13 protein-coding genes are annotated in these 14,497 nt (G+C 58.0%); 10 read left to right on the plus strand and 3 right to left on the minus strand.

All coding sequences use genetic code 11. The features are described 5' to 3' along the window. The first annotated feature begins 244 nt into the window (after positions 1-244). The 5 genes from PLU01S_RS08900 (at position 245) to PLU01S_RS08920 (ending at position 5,938) form a co-directional block, all read left to right on the plus strand. Positions 245-1,999, plus strand: a complete 1,755-nt coding sequence (locus PLU01S_RS08900) for an OPT family oligopeptide transporter (protein WP_074827010.1) — start codon at positions 245-247, stop codon at positions 1,997-1,999. Between the two features lie 201 nt (positions 2,000-2,200). Beyond that, positions 2,201-2,650 carry a FecR family protein gene (locus PLU01S_RS08905; RefSeq protein WP_010796060.1) on the plus strand — a complete coding sequence of 150 codons (450 nt, stop codon included), beginning with the start codon at positions 2,201-2,203 and terminating at the stop codon, positions 2,648-2,650. Beyond that, positions 2,643-3,239, plus strand: coding sequence for an OmpA family protein (locus PLU01S_RS08910; RefSeq protein ID WP_074827007.1), 597 nt, complete (start codon positions 2,643-2,645; stop codon positions 3,237-3,239). The genes PLU01S_RS08905 and PLU01S_RS08910 overlap by 8 nt, the downstream gene beginning before the upstream one ends. Before the next feature lie 148 nt (positions 3,240-3,387). Continuing rightward, entirely contained in the window at positions 3,388-4,218 is an 831-nt protein-coding gene (locus PLU01S_RS08915) for an amidohydrolase family protein (RefSeq protein WP_074827006.1), read from the plus strand. A gap of 91 nt (positions 4,219-4,309) precedes the next feature. Continuing rightward, a complete protein-coding gene (locus tag PLU01S_RS08920; protein ID WP_074827002.1) occupies positions 4,310-5,938 on the plus strand; it encodes a methyl-accepting chemotaxis protein in 1,629 nt (542 codons plus the stop codon). 56 nt (positions 5,939-5,994) lie between these two features. On the opposite strand, the gene PLU01S_RS08925 is transcribed toward PLU01S_RS08920, so the two are convergent. Continuing rightward, positions 5,995-7,335 carry a leucine-rich repeat-containing protein kinase family protein gene (locus tag PLU01S_RS08925; protein WP_074826998.1) on the minus strand — a complete coding sequence of 447 codons (1,341 nt, stop codon included), beginning with the start codon at positions 7,333-7,335 and terminating at the stop codon, positions 5,995-5,997. Positions 7,336-7,551: 216 nt separating this feature from the next. Next, complete coding sequence (locus tag PLU01S_RS08930) at positions 7,552-8,454, minus strand: LysR family transcriptional regulator (RefSeq protein WP_074826996.1); 903 nt, start codon at positions 8,452-8,454, stop codon at positions 7,552-7,554. A 270-nt stretch (positions 8,455-8,724) separates the two neighbouring features. Between PLU01S_RS08930 and PLU01S_RS08935 the strand changes: the two genes are divergently transcribed. From PLU01S_RS08935 to PLU01S_RS08945, 4 genes are all read left to right on the plus strand, one after another. Next, positions 8,725-9,957: a tetratricopeptide repeat protein gene (locus PLU01S_RS08935; protein ID WP_010796054.1), complete on the plus strand. Its 1,233-nt coding sequence runs from the start codon at positions 8,725-8,727 to the stop codon at positions 9,955-9,957. A 15-nt stretch (positions 9,958-9,972) separates the two neighbouring features. Continuing rightward, positions 9,973-10,926 carry a DMT family transporter gene (locus PLU01S_RS08940; protein WP_074826993.1) on the plus strand — a complete coding sequence of 318 codons (954 nt, stop codon included), beginning with the start codon at positions 9,973-9,975 and terminating at the stop codon, positions 10,924-10,926. Positions 10,927-11,248: 322 nt separating this feature from the next. Continuing rightward, positions 11,249-11,386, plus strand: a complete 138-nt coding sequence (locus PLU01S_RS25670) for a hypothetical protein (protein ID WP_169715106.1) — start codon at positions 11,249-11,251, stop codon at positions 11,384-11,386. 127 nt (positions 11,387-11,513) lie between these two features. Then, positions 11,514-11,969: an Lrp/AsnC family transcriptional regulator gene (locus PLU01S_RS08945; RefSeq protein WP_074827263.1), complete on the plus strand. Its 456-nt coding sequence runs from the start codon at positions 11,514-11,516 to the stop codon at positions 11,967-11,969. A 23-nt stretch (positions 11,970-11,992) separates the two neighbouring features. Here the strand turns inward: PLU01S_RS08945 and PLU01S_RS08950 are convergent, their stop codons facing one another. Next, positions 11,993-13,066, minus strand: a complete 1,074-nt coding sequence (locus PLU01S_RS08950; protein WP_074826989.1) for a saccharopine dehydrogenase family protein — start codon at positions 13,064-13,066, stop codon at positions 11,993-11,995. 264 nt (positions 13,067-13,330) lie between these two features. Here PLU01S_RS08950 and PLU01S_RS08955 point away from each other — a divergent pair, with 264 nt between their 5' ends. Then, complete coding sequence (locus tag PLU01S_RS08955) at positions 13,331-14,494, plus strand: acyl-CoA dehydrogenase family protein (protein WP_074826987.1); 1,164 nt, start codon at positions 13,331-13,333, stop codon at positions 14,492-14,494. Positions 14,495-14,497: the final 3 nt, after the last annotated feature.

A 14,497-nucleotide genomic window follows, 5' to 3' on the forward strand; every position in this document is an offset into this window, starting at 1 on the left:
CGCGGTAAAGACCAGCGAAAAGCATGAATCTTGCCTTGAACAGGACAATTTAAGTGAGCAATCCATATACAAGGTGCCCATGACGGCCAATTTGGGAGCGGGCAGGGACCTTGATCGTTTTTTCATGGTCGTTGTTTTGAGCGCTTTGGCGATTCCGAGGGACAAAGTGCTGCACACCCCACCCAATACAATAAGGATCTGGTGTGATTGCTTCGAATTTTCCTCCTATTGATAGCTCCTTTTTATGCATCGTGCAGCGAGCATCTGCCGGGGAACGCCCATGAAGGTAGAGCGCGAGCTGAGCCTGCGCGCTGTCTTGACCGGTCTGGTGTTAGGCATCGTGCTAACTCCCTCCAATGTCTATGCCGGGCTCAAGATCGGCTGGTCATTCAACATGTCGATCATCGCGCTGCTGGTGGGCTTTGGCTTCTGGCAGGGGCTGCTGGTCCGTAACCGGCACTGGCCTGCCTGGACACTGCATGAGAGCAATATCAACCAGACCGTCGCCTCGGCGGCGGCGTCCATTATTTCAGGTGGACTGGTAGCGCCGATTCCAGCCTACACACTGCTGACCGGCGAGCAGATGGATGCCGTTCCGATGATGGCCTGGGTCTTTTCGGTCAGCTTTCTGGGCATATGGATCGCCTGGTATTTAAGGCCATCACTGATTACCGATGGCAATCTCAAGTTTCCTGAAGGCATGGCCACGCTGGAAACCATGACCCATATCTATACCCACGGACAGGAAGCCATGCGGCGCCTGTGGGTGCTGTTTGGAACGGCCGTGTTCTCTGGGTTGGTCAAAGCTGTCGATACGTTTTACTGGACCTTTCCTCGCTGGTCGCCCACGGCGCATCTGGAGCGACTGACCTTTACCTTCGATCCGTCGCTGCTACTGGTCGGGTTTGGCGGCATCATCGGGCTGCGCGTCGGGTTGACGCTCCTTCTGGGCGCGGCCTTGGCCTGGGGTGGCATAGCGCCGTGGCTGCTGGCGCACGGGTTGGTAGAGCTTGCGCCTGGCAGCGAGGGGCCGCAGTTCGCAACGCTGGTGGAATGGCTGGTGTGGCCTGGGGTGACGATCATGGTGACTTCGACCTTGTCGTCTCTGGCCTTGCGTGTACTGCAGGTAAGAACGTTGGGGAAATCCCGTTCGGCAGAGACCTCCACTGTCTGGCAGCGGCCAAAACCCGGCCCGCTGGCAGGTTTGGCGTTAGCTATCGGATTGATCATCGTGCTACAGGCGGCCCTGTTTGGCATTGATTGGTTCATGGCCTTGCTGACTATTCCACTGGCGCTGTGCCTGGCAGCTGTGGCGGCACGTGTCGTGGGAGCAACCGGCATTCCTCCAATCGGTGCCATCGGGCAGCTGTCGCAGCTGAGCTTTGGCATCGTGGCGCCGGGGCAGGTGCCCATCAACCTGATGAGTGCCAACACGGCCGGTGGCGCAGCCGGACAATGCACGGACCTGATGAATGACTTCAAGGTGGGCCATGCCATCGGGGCGACTCCCACCAAGCAGGTGATCGCTCAATGCCTGGGGATTGCGATAGGCAGTGTGGTCGGGGTGCTGGTCTACCAGACGCTTATTCCAGATCCGCAAACCATGTTGCTCACGCAGGAATGGCCTGCTCCGGCCGTGGCGACCTGGAAAGCCGTAGCGCAGACGCTGACCTCGGGCCTGGACTCACTTTCTGCCAGTATCCAGTGGGCCATGCTGATAGCTGCCGTTGCAGGCGTGGCCCTGGGCGTATTGGATGCTTGCGCCAAGGATCGGCTGGCGCGTTACCTGCCCAGTGCCGCGGCGTTGGGGTTGGCGTTTATTCTGCCGGCTTCGATTTCCCTGATGATGGCCCTGGGCGCAATCCTCACCTGGGCTGCCGGACTGCGCTGGCGCGGACTGACCGAGCGGTTTGCCATTGCAGCGGCAGCAGGCCTGATTGCAGGGGAAAGTATTACGGGCATTGGCGCCTCGCTCTGGCAGCTGCTGCACAACCTGTAATACCTGTCGGGCACTGGAGGAGGGGCAGTATCTGGCAGTTTGGACTGCATCGCATTTTTAGTCCGATGGCCCGCACGTTTTGAACTAACGTAACGGTTATCGGTATGTATACAGCGATTGCACGGAACGCTCAGGGAAACGGAGCAGAGAAAGGACGCCAGGGCCAGGCGTGGTGCGATACGGACTTCAAGGTCAACGCTCATGAATAAGAATGCGTGGCTCGTTCTCTGCCTTTCGGGCCTTTTGGCGGCATGGCCTGCCCATGGCGCGCCCAGGCCGGTAGGTTATGTCATGACCGTACAAGGCAGCGTGACCACCACACTCAAGGGAAAGCCTGTCGCGATCAAGGTGGGCACGCCGGTGAATGTCGGCAGTACCTTCGAGGCCGGAGACGATGGCTCCTTCGGGATTACGCTCGAGGATGGGTCTGTTATGTCGTTCGGGCCCCAATCGACATTCACGCTCGAGGCTTTTGCGTTTGCTCCAGCCAAGGGGGCCTTGAAGCTGGCTGCAAGACTCAAGCAAGGCACATTGAATTACGTGGCGGGGAGCATTGCCAGGCTCAAGCCCGAGGCGGTCGAGATTCTTACGCCTCACGGAACCATTGCCTCACGCAGCGCCCAGTTCATGGCCAAGGTCGACCATGAGTAAAGCGTTTCGCCAAGCTGTGTGGTTGTTGTTGGCCGTGTGGCTGGCGGGGTGTAGTTCCAAGTCCTATGTGGTGCTGGTGGATAGCCCTTATGGCCAGACGCGAGATGTCACGGTCACGACGCCCACAGGCACGACCCAGATCGACAGAACCCAGCAGGCTGTCAGCCTCGACAAGGAGGCGCCGGGGCGGACCTTTACCCTGCCGCCCAAGCAGATCCTGATGGACTTTACCCCCGCGCTGGCAGCCCAGCCGACGCTTCCGGTGTATTACACGCTGTATTTTGAGGGTGCCAGCAACCGGCTCACTGATGAGTCACAGGACACGCTGCAGCGCATTGTCGATACGCTGCGTAAACGCACGCCCGCGGCCGTCTCCATTATCGGGCATACCGACACCCTAGGCAGTGCCTCGATCAATGAAAAGGTGGGTTTGCAGCGTGCCCAGCTGATTGCCCGCCAGTTGCAGGCCCGGCATCTCGACTTGCTGGATCTGACAGTCGCCTCCCATGGCGAGGAGAACCTGCTGATCCAAACGCCGCCCAATACGGCAGAGCTGCGCAATCGCCGGGTAGAAGTCATCATCCGATGACCGTCTTCCCATCCTGAACCGCTTGAGGGTTCGCCAGTCTTAGCTATACGAGTACGGCCGGCCTGACGGGTAATGCTTCCCGGTAGACTATCCTGCCTCCACTCCTGACTTATCAGACCGCACGCCACGCCACCGAAAAGGAGCCGCAGTGAGCATTTACGGCGAGTATAAGATCGACTGCCATACCCACCTGCTAGAACCCGCCCGTTTTCCCATTGCCGATAATGCTGTGTATACCCCCGTCGCTCAGGAGGTAGGGACCTCGACGCAGCTCCAGCATGTCTTCAATGCCTATGGCGTACGTCACGCCGTTGTAGTCACGCCACCGGCCATTTATGGCGAGAACAACCGCTGCCTGCTCGATGGGCTTGCCCTGGGATTTGGTCGCTGGAAGGGCATTGCCGTAGTCGGGCCTCGCACGAGTACCCGAGAGCTCAAGCGGCTCAAGGAGGCCGGTGTAGCAGGCGTCCTGCTCGATGTGGTCACGAATGGTGTGTCGGCCTGCCTGAAAGCGGAAGAGCTATTCAATCAGTTGGCTGAGCTGGATATGCTGGCCCAGCTGCACGTCGAAAAGGCGCAGCTAAGCGAACTGATGCCATTGATCGAGCGCACCCGCACCCGGCTCATCATTGATCATTGTGGCAGACCTGATGTGACGGCAGGCATCGCGCAACCCGGATTCCAGAGCCTGCTGTCGCTGGCAGGAACTGGGCGTGTGTACGTCAAGCTATCAGGGCTTTCGCAGTTTTCCGCCGAGGCCTATCCCTACGTTGATACCCATTCCTACGTCCAGGCGCTTCTCGAAACCTTCGGCCCCGAGGCCTGCCTGTGGGGGTCGGACTGGCCTTTTCTGAATTCACCGGAGCGAATCGACTACGGACTGCTCCTCAAGCTGATCGAGAATCTGATCCCAAGTCCGGGTGCAAGGCGGCAAGTGCTCTGGGACACACCTCGCAGATTGTTTGGTTTCAAGTGGTAGTTGATTGTCCGACTAATGGCTAGCCGGGTAATTAAAGTTGCCCGTCAATGCAGCGATAAGCCCAATAGTAACAATCTATTTCAGGTGCTTTATGGGCTTTCGTTCATTGAATATCGCGCCGCGCTCCGCGATCTGTTTTGCGCTCTTTGCCTTGCTTATCCTCTTTCAAGGCGTCTATTCACTCAAGCAATCCGCTTCGATGAATGAAGCGGAAAAAATGGTCGAACTCAATGTCCTGCCAACGCTCAAGGTGCTCGGCCAGATCGATACGACCCTGATGCGCATTCGTCTGGATAACTCTCGGCTGCGTGTGGAAAGCGATCCTGCATCCAAGAAGGCTGATGCCCTGAAGGATATCCAGATCGCCCGTACAGAGCTGCTGGGTTACGTCGATCAACTCGGTAAGGTGATCGTGACCAAGGCAGGCCATGACACGTTCAATGCGCTCTCCAAAGGCCTGAACGATTACCTCAGTATCCATCAGCGCTATCTGGATCTTTTGACCAACGGCAAGCTGACGGAGGCTGTGGCGCTTTCCAGCGGGGAGATGTTTGCCGCCGCTGAGGCGGTCAAGAACGCTATCACCACGCTCAAACAGGAAGCTGATGTAAAGGCCAGCAATGCAGGGCTGCATGCCGATGAGGTATATGGCAGCACCCGGATGATGACGGGCATCATCGTAGTGGCCGCGTTGCTGGCTACCGTACTGCTCGCCTGGCGACTCACGCACAGCCTGGTCGCACCGATTCATCAGTCCCTGCAGGTTGCTCAGCGCATTGCCAACCGGGATTTCAGTGTCGCGATTGAGAGCCATGGTAACGATGAACCGGCCCGTCTGCTCAAGGCATTGGCCGTGATGCAGTCGAACCTGCGTGAAACACTGGGTCATATCAGTGATTCGTCCGCTCAGCTGGCATCAACTTCCGAGGAGATGTCCGCGGTTACTGAGGAAACGACCCGTGGCGTGATGCGCCAGAATGATGAAATCGAGCAGGCGGCTACGGCGGTCAACCAGATGAGCGCCGCGGTAGATGAGGTCGCTCGCAACGCGGCGTCAGCGTCCGAGGCGGCGTTGAGTTCCAGCCAGGCGGCCACGACCGGGCAACTGAAAGTGTCCCAAACGCTTGAGGCCATCAACGAGCTGTACGACAGCGTGGAAGCGACGGCTGGAGAGGTTCAGGGTCTGGCCGTCATGACACAGGATATCAGCAAGGTGCTGGACGTGATCCGCGGAGTGGCAGAGCAGACCAACCTGCTGGCACTCAATGCTGCCATCGAGGCGGCGCGTGCGGGTGATGCCGGGCGTGGGTTTGCGGTGGTGGCCGATGAGGTGCGTGGTTTGGCCCATCGGACGCAGGAGTCTACCCGTGAAATCGAGAGCATGATCGGCTCGATTCAGGCGGGTACAGACAAAGCCGTGCAGTCCATGGCCCAGAGCAGCAGCCGCGCTCACGGAACCCTGGACATTGCCCGAGCGGCAGGCGAGGCGCTGACCACGATCAACAGCTCCATTGCCGAGATCAACGAGCGCAACCTCCTGATCGCCACGGCTTCTGAAGAGCAGGCACAGGTGGCGCGGGAAGTGGACCGCAGCCTGGTCAGCATTCGCGATCTGTCCATGCAGACAGGCTCTGGCGCCCATCAAACGGCAGCTGCTTCGAATGACTTGTCGCAACTGGCGGTATCGCTTAATGGATTGGCGCAGCAGTTCCGGCTGTAAAGGCCAACCGGTGTACAAAGCCCTTCCTGCCTGACCGGGGAAGGGCTTTTCTCTGCTTAATTCAGGTGCTGTTGGAGTGCTGCCAGCTGCGCGTGAACCTCGCTTAGGCTTGGACGGGACATTACTTCTGTGCTCAGGCAACTCGCGAGCAGGTCAGACAGCGCCGCATGGGTCGCTTCTTCGCCCGCGGCAGGCTCACAGCGTTCCAACAGCTCCTCCAGCAGGCAACCAAACGCGCGGGTTTCAAGGCGTTCCAAAGCCTTCTGTTGCGTCGGATTATCGGTGGGTAGGAAGGACGCGCCGCCAAAATCACTTAGCAGCACCTCGCCCTGTTCAGTCCACAGGATATTGTGAGCGTACAGGTCGCCATGCACGATACCGTGCTCATGCAGGTGCTCGGTGGCCGAGGCAATGCCTTGGGCCATACGCAGTGCTACCCGCAGTGAGAGGCGTGTCTCGGCAGGGTAAACGTCACGGGTGCAGGTAGCAAAGCTGGGCGGGCTGGCCAGGTTCTGGAAGTGTGGATCAATCAATTGCATAACGAGGCCATCCGTACCATCAGGATGGTTGACTAGCTTGCCCTCTACGTCGATCACGTTCGGGTGACCACCTACAGCAATCGAGGCAGCCATTTCGCTTTGCGGTGTACCGTCGCTGGTCATGCTGCCCTTGAACAGCTTGACCGCCACGGTCTTTGAGGGGCCGGAAGGCTGTTTCCAATCCGCCTGGTAGATGAGGCCCGAGGCGCCTTCGCCCAGCTTGTGCTGGAGTGCAAGGTCCTTCCAGTCGATCCGGTTGATGGGGGCGCTGGGAGAAACGTTGGCCGCTTCGCGTGCCTCGCTCAGAGGATTGTCGGCGTAGGCAAGCCAGGTCAGCCGCGGCAGCGACAACAGCCAGTCCGGCAGGGCGGCAAAGCGGTTGGAAGAGATGCGCAGCAGTTCCAGCTTATGACAGTCGGTCATGGTTGCTGGAAGCGCCTGCAGGCGATTGCCTGCCAGCATAAGCTTTTGCATGCCGCTGCACTGACCCAATGAGTCGGGCAGGGTTTCGATCTGGTTATTCGTCAGAATCAGCCAGCGTAGCGAAGGTGACAGCGCTGCTGCCGGCACATGGCGGATCTGATTGGCCTTGAAGCCCACCATGCTCAGCTGAGGGCATTCACTCAGCACTTCGGGCAGATGCGTGAACGGGTTGTCGGAGCAGAACAGGATACGCAGTTTCTTGAACCGTCCCAGGTCATCCGGCAAGTGGCTGAGCTGGTTGCCGGAGAGGTTGAGAATCTCCAGGGAGTCGGCCAGTTCGAAGATCTCGCGGGGAAATTCCGTGAGTCCGCACGACAGGTCCAGTCGTGTCGCGCCAGCCAGCTTGCCAGCTCGCAAATCCGAAAGTGTATCCATGACGGTCTTCCAATCCTGAGGTATGAGCTATTTTGACACAGTGCACGGAGCGTCACTGTGCATCCCAGCGCCTTTGGGCTGGGCCGGTTAAGTAAGTGGCTCAAACAGAGGCGCCAAATGTCATTTGGTTCAGGGTGGGCCGCGAAAATGTGATGGTGATTCGCTGCGCGGTTGTATCAGGCGCCTACAGACAGTTGAGCATGCCTGTAGGGCAGTTCAGGCGTCTGCATTAAACCGAAGCAGGCCCTGGCGCTTGAGTTTCTGGGCAATCTTGATAAAGGCCTGAGTGGCGGGCGACGCCTGACGCTCATCGAGCAGGGCCAATCCGACACTGCGCTTGACCCGTGGTCGCAGGGGCTTTTTCACGTAGCCCTCGTGGCCGCGTTCCGCCGGCAGCGCCAGCTCCGCCAGAATGGTAACGCCATCGCCCCGTTCGACCATGGACAAGGTGCTGAGCAGCTGGGTGCTGTGGTAGCGGGTATTGGGCACCAGCTTGGCGGCATTGAACATGTGCGCTACCAGGTGTGCCGACCCGGCCTCGGTCATGATGAACGGATCGGGACAAAGCTCCTTGAGCGTGACGTCAGCTTTGCTGGCCAGTGCGTGGTGAGTAGGCACCAGGGCGACCATCTGATCTTCGGCGATGGGGAAGGTATCGAAGCGCTCATCGGGCAGGACGACAAAGCCGATGTCGATACGACGATCCTGCAGCCACTGGACCACTTCCCGGTCCCGACCTTCGTCGATATGCACCTCAATGCCCGGATAGGCCTGGCGATAGGCATCCAGAATGACAGGCAGCAGTTTGACCGAAGAGGTCGGGCCGAAGGAGCCGATGCGCAGCGTGCCTCGCTTCATGCCGCGCGCATCGCCAGCCTCCTGCCGCATCGTTTCGGCCAGCCCGAGAATGCCACGGGCACGTAGTACGAGGCGCTCACCTACTGCAGTCAGCTCCAGGGCCGACTGGTGCCGGTTGATCAGCTCGACACCCAGCTCGGCCTCCAGCGCCTTGATCGCATGGGACACCGCCGACTGAGTGATGGACAGCCGCGAAGCTGCCGAAGTGAAGCCTTTCAGCTCTGCCACAAGCACAAAGATTTCAAGCTGGGTAAAGGTCATGGCGCCTCGCTGACCTCATGAGTAAATACTCATTTTTCTATGAGTAAGGATTAGTGGAATTATACGCATCGTTCAGGACTTACCCACAACGACAACACGTCCTGCGCACTGCCTGATGGGGGTTATAGGCGCTTTGGATAGAACGACGGCTTGCCCTGTAACGCACCGGCAGCCGACACCACGCACGATAAGAGCGCAACAGCAGGTGCTATCCGGTTAACGCTATCCAGAGCTTTTTCTTACTCGGCATAGGGATATAGAGGGGCGGGTATGAGTGCTAATGTCAGGTGTTTCAATGGCTGTCTGCTAACCGACGGCTGTTCGTCCATATGGCCCGAAATCAACGTGCCGTTCCTGTCGCTCAAAGGCGTGCCCGAGGCGGTCATTGCCCAAGAGCCTACCCAGGCCATCTTTCGTTCGCTGCTCAAAGGCTTTGATGCCATTACCGGTTGCGAACTCAAGGACATCTACAAGTTTGCCCGTTACCTCAATGCGATCTCGGAGGATATGCCTGCCGAGCTGGTTAATGTGGTGCGTGCCTTCCGCAAATGGGTCGAATTCGACTACGTTGGGGCACGCTCGCTCTTTCAGGCGCACCTTCACGCGTATCCCACGGATGTGCAGGCGCTCTTCTTTATTCACATGCTGGACTTCTGCACCGGCCGAACCGCCGAGTTGAAGCCGCTGTTTGCCTTGTGTGACGAGTACATGGAGGAATCGCATCCGCTGTACTCGTTCTACCTGTCGATCAAGTCATTCGTGCTGTGCGAGTGCGGGCTATTCGATGAGTCTCTGGCGACGGGGCTGGAGTCCGTGCGGTACTGCTCCGCGAATATTTACGGCATCCACGCCGTTGCCCATGCCTTGCACGAAAAGGGTATGTGGGTGGAGCTGCGGGACTTCCTGGAAGACTCCAAGGAAGAGTGGATTCGCAACCCGGGTATGCGTATGCACGTGTACTGGCATCTTGCAATTACCTACAAGCAGCTGGGCAATCACGCGGCGGCAAAGATGGCGTTCCTGGAGTTCTATGCACTCAAGAACGACCGCTTTTCCAAGCAGGACCTGGATGCGGTGGGCTTTCTCTGGCGCTTCAAGCTTGAGGATGTCAACAGTCATGAATTTGATGAGGTCTGGAAGGAGCTGGCCATTCTCTGGTCTGGCAGCATCGCCACCTCGACCTCTCATTTTCACAATATGCACGCGGCCTTTGCTTTTGCCGGAGCCAACCAGCCTCTGCTTATCGAGAAAATGATGGCCGAGAGTGACGGCTTTGGTATCGAGCCTGATGCGCATCTCGCCGGACTGGACATCATTAGGGCCATTGCCCTGTTCGCCCGAGGCCACTACGAGGAGTGTTATTACCTTCTTACCGCCAGTCGACATCAATGGACGAGCCTGGGCGGCAGTCGTGCGCAACGGGAGCTGCTCGACCTGACCCTGAACTTCTGCAAGGCCCACGTACAGTCTCAAGCCGAGCTTGAGCGATTGATGTTGATGTAGGCAAAGGTGATTTGAATGTCGGACGCAACAGCCCTGGCGCAGCCAGATGACAAGCTCCTGGTGTACATGAAACTGACGGCGGTCTCGGTGATCTGGGGTGGAACCTTCGTGGCCGGGCGTTACCTGTCGGCCGGGGTGCCGCCGCTGGCATCTGCCGGCCTGCGCTTTCTGCTGGCCAGCCTCACCCTGGTGCTTGTGCTGGCAGTCACCCGACGCCTGTTTGTCAGGCTCAGCGTGAAACAGGTGATTCATCTTTTCTGGCTCGGGTTCTTTGGCATCTTCACGTACAACCTGTGCTTTTTTTACGGGTTGCACCTGATCAGCGCCTCACAGGCCTCACTGATTGTGGCACTGAATCCAGCCATGATTGCGTTGACGACCTTCTTTGTTGATCGCGAGCGGCTGGGGCTGGTCAAGACCGGTGGCATTGCGGCCTGCATCCTGGGCGCCGCAACGGTCATCGTCAGCAAAGACGCCTCGGTGCTTGAAGCCGCAGGCGGTAGCAGGTTGGGTAATCTTGTGATCTTTGGCTGTGTGGTCAGCTGGGTGATCTACAGCGTGTTTTCGCGGCCTCTGGTTCGCGAGATCGGCCCGCTGCATACCGTGACCTTCTCGGTGCTGTGCGGGACGGTACTGCTGCTATGTGTGTCGATCGGCACGGGTGATCTGAACTGGGGCGTTGTTGCCAGCCTGACCAAGGCTCAGTGCTTCAGCCTGGCTTATCTGGGCGTGATTGGCTCGGCATTGGCGTATATCTGGTACTACGACGGCATCAAGCGGATCGGGGCTACCCAGTCGGGTGTCTTCATCGCCCTGAATCCGGTGTCTGCTGTCCTGATGGGCGTGGTGATTCTGGGCGAGCAGCTCACTCCATTGATGGTGGTAGGCGGCGGTCTGGTTCTGCTGGGTATCTATTACTGCAACAAGCCCACCAAGGTCATTTCTCTCGGCGTAAGCCGTACCGCGTGATCCGGCGCGCTTAACGAGCGCAGGTAGAGAGCTCCACCTCTTACCTGCGCTCAGTCCGGACGTTGGGTAGCCAAGGAAGGCTGCCATTTTTTAAATGCATAGCTGCATGTATCTGGTGCGGTGTTGCCTACCCCTGGCGCATGTCTGCATCCCTCCTTTACGGTATTTTTCACCTTTCTGGCACCAGCCTTGCTTGTGCCCCTGCGTGGTAAGTCGACTAGGATGTGCCTGAGGTCATGGGCATCCCGGTCATTGTCGCCAAGAGCTAAGAGGATGACTAAGCCGTTTGCACCCGAAGCCGTTTTAATCATTGGCGGTCCCTGTGGGGAATGAGCTGGTTGTCTTGCCGGTGCTCTGGCGGCAGCGCGGCGCTGGTAGCGGCGGCTCGCGTAGTGATGTGGTTCTACCTGGCACCGGCCTGAGCATCTGGGTGATCGTCTATTGCTGGGCGAGCCGCTGATAACCATTCGGTGGCCGGGTCGCGAAGAGGCGCAGAGTATAAGACCGGGGTTAAGCGGAGCCGGGCATTGACGCTGGCTGCAGAGCCTCCTAGGCTCCGCATTTCCGAACCCTGGCGCGTGTTCTTCATGTATCCGAAAGTCGATGCTACCGATTGGCAACTGATCCGTCTGCTTCAGGCCAACGCCCGCGAGTCTACGGCCACGCTGGCCCGCAAGCTCAATCTGGCGAGGACGACAGTGGTTTCACGGCTGGGCCGGCTAGAGCGCGAGGGTGTAATCGCAGGCTATGGCGTACGTCTGGGTGCTTCGGTGGAGGCGGGCGCAGTCAGGGCTTATTGCAGTATTAGCGTGTTGCCAAGAAGCGCAGCGCAGGTGATCAAGGCTCTGGCGTCGATGCCGGAAGTAGAAGAGGTATCAGCAGTAAGCGGTGCGTTCGATTATCTTGCGTTCATCTGCTGCGAGCGGCATGAGCAGCTCGATGAATTGCTTGATCGAATCGGCGCCATCGATGGGGTCAAGCAAACCCAGACATCGATCATCCTGACCCGCAAGATTGACCGCCGCAGTGAGCCGTCCCGGTAGCTGACGGCTCACGACGCGTAGCCTTATGCCGGTTCGCCGTAAACGCGGCCGAACCGGTTGTTCAGAAAGACGTTCAGATCAATCTCTTCCTGGCGGATAAAGCCTGACTGCGGCAGTTTCTTCTCACGGAACAGATCCAGTGCGGTACAGATACCGGCCGCTGTGGTGATCTGAATGGCACTGGTCAGCTTGCCTCGCTGTTCGGCCGCAAAGATCTTGCGGCTGAACACCTCCTGCACCAGCTTGCCATCACGCATGCCGTTCACGGTCACGAAGACCAGTACTACGTCCTGCATCGTCGTAGGCACCGAGTCGCGCATGATGCGCTTGAGCGTTTCCTGATCGCCTGCCAGACGCAGCTCTTCGAGCAGGAACTTCATCAGGTCACGATGCCCTGGGTAGCGGACGGTTTTGTAATCCAGGGTTTCGACGCGACCACTCCAGGTTTCACATAAGGTGCCCAGGCCGCCTGAGGTGTTGAAGGCCTCGTATTCCACGCCGTCCAGCGAGAAATGCTCCAAGCCTTCCAGTGGCTGCACAAGATTCAGCGTGCCGTGACGAACCGCCTCACAGGGGTGGCAGTATTCGTTGATCAGCCCGTCCACGCTCCAGGTCAGGTTGTACTTGAGTGAGTTGGTGGGAAACTCGGGCAATGCACCTACGCGCATCTTCACCTCGCGCACGCTGTCGAAGCGCGACGCCAGGGTATGCGCTGCAATGCCGATAAAGCCAGGAGCCAGGCCACACTGCGGCATGAAGGCCGTGGATGAGTCCTCTGCCAGATCACGGATCGTCTTGGTAGCATGGACGTCTTCGGTCAGGTCAAAATAATGGGTGCCTGTGGTCTTGGCGGCTCGGGCTACCGGAATGGCCATGTGGTAGGGCAGGGCGTTGAGTACCGCGTCGCTGCCTTCAAGTACCTGCTCCAGGTCATTGCCGTCCGGGCTCACTTCCCGTGTCTCGATGCCCAGCGCGGCCAGTCGCGCCAGGGCGTTGGGATCACGGTCAGCCACAATCACCCGGTAATCCCCGGAGTCCTGCAGCAGTTGACTGATGGTGTAGCCAATATGGCCAGCCCCGAGAAGTGTGATGTTCATGACCATTCCTTGTTGTTGTGTGGAGATGGCATCAGCTTAGGGAGGCGTACTGTTGGGCATAAGGCGCAAAGCGTCTTTTATGAAGGGGCTTTTTCGTCGTTTCGACGAAATGGATAACGAAGCGTCTGTTTTCAAGCATAAAAGGTGGTCAGGGTAGCCACTGGGGCACTATCCCATCACTTATTACTCAGTATGAAGTAGTGATCGCTGAGGCTTGAATTCAGGCATGATGGCTACTTGTCTCTTTTAAAGGTGATACAAGCGATGGATTATCATTTGTCGTCTAAGCTCACCGCACTGAAATCAACCGTTGAAGAGGTTGTTGATCAGGCTATTGCTCCGCTTGCGAGTCAGGTGGACCAGAATTGCTTATGGCCTGCTCATTCGATAGAGACCTTGTCCGAAGCAGGCCTCATGGGCCTCCAGGTTCCTGTGGCCCAGGGTGGCCACGGTCAGGGGCTCCTGGCCTTAAGCGTGATTACCGAAACCATTGGTAAGGCGTGTCCTTCTTCTGCGCTTTGTTTTGGTATGCACTGTGTCGGGACCGCTGTCATTGCGGCCAAAGCCACTTCATATCAGAAAGAGCATTATCTGGAGGCGATTGCTGCCGGTCGTCACCTTACAACCTTAGCGCTTTCTGAAAGTGGCTCAGGCGCTCATTTTTATCTGCCTGCAACTCAGATCGCCACGGTTGGCGATGAGTTTGTTGTGAATGGCATTAAGCAGTTTGTCACCAATGGTGGTCATGCTGATTCGTACGTAGTTTCTACAGTGGCAAGCGAGGAAGATAACGAGGAAGGCGATTTCAGCTGTTTGATCGTGGACAGCACTGCGCAAGGCCTGGAGTGGCAGGAGCCTTGGAACGGTTTTGGAATGCGTGGCAATTCTTCTCGAGCGTTAGGGTTGAACAACGTGCGTATGCCTGCCAAAAATCTTCTGGGTGAGCCAGGTGATCAGGTGTGGTACGTCTTCGAAGTGGTTGCCCCGTTTTTTCTGATGGCCATGGCGGGTACCTATCTGGGTATCGCTCAATCCGCGTTGGATGCGGCCGGTGAGCACTTGCGTACGCGCAGTTATGCGCATTCAGGTGAAACGCTGCGTGATATCGAAACCTTGCAGAGTCGCTATGGCAGCATGTGGATTGCTTTGGAAAAGACTCGATCACTGGTTCGCGAGGCGGCCCGATTAGGCGATCTGGGAGACCCGAATGCCCTGCCTTTCATCCTGGCCTGCAAGGCGGATGCAGGTGATACCGCTGTTATGCTGGCTAACGAAGCGATGACCATCTGCGGCGGCGCGGCTTATCGGGAGAACAGCCGAGTGTCTCAGATGCTCCGTGATGCCCGCGCCAGCCATGTCATGTCACCCACGACGGATCTTTTGAAATTATGGACGGGCAGAAGTCTGCTCGGTCTTCCCTTGCTTTGAGTA

The sequence above is a fragment of the Pseudomonas luteola NBRC 103146 genome (assembly GCF_002091675.1).
Lineage (GTDB): Bacteria > Pseudomonadota > Gammaproteobacteria > Pseudomonadales > Pseudomonadaceae > Chryseomonas > Chryseomonas luteola.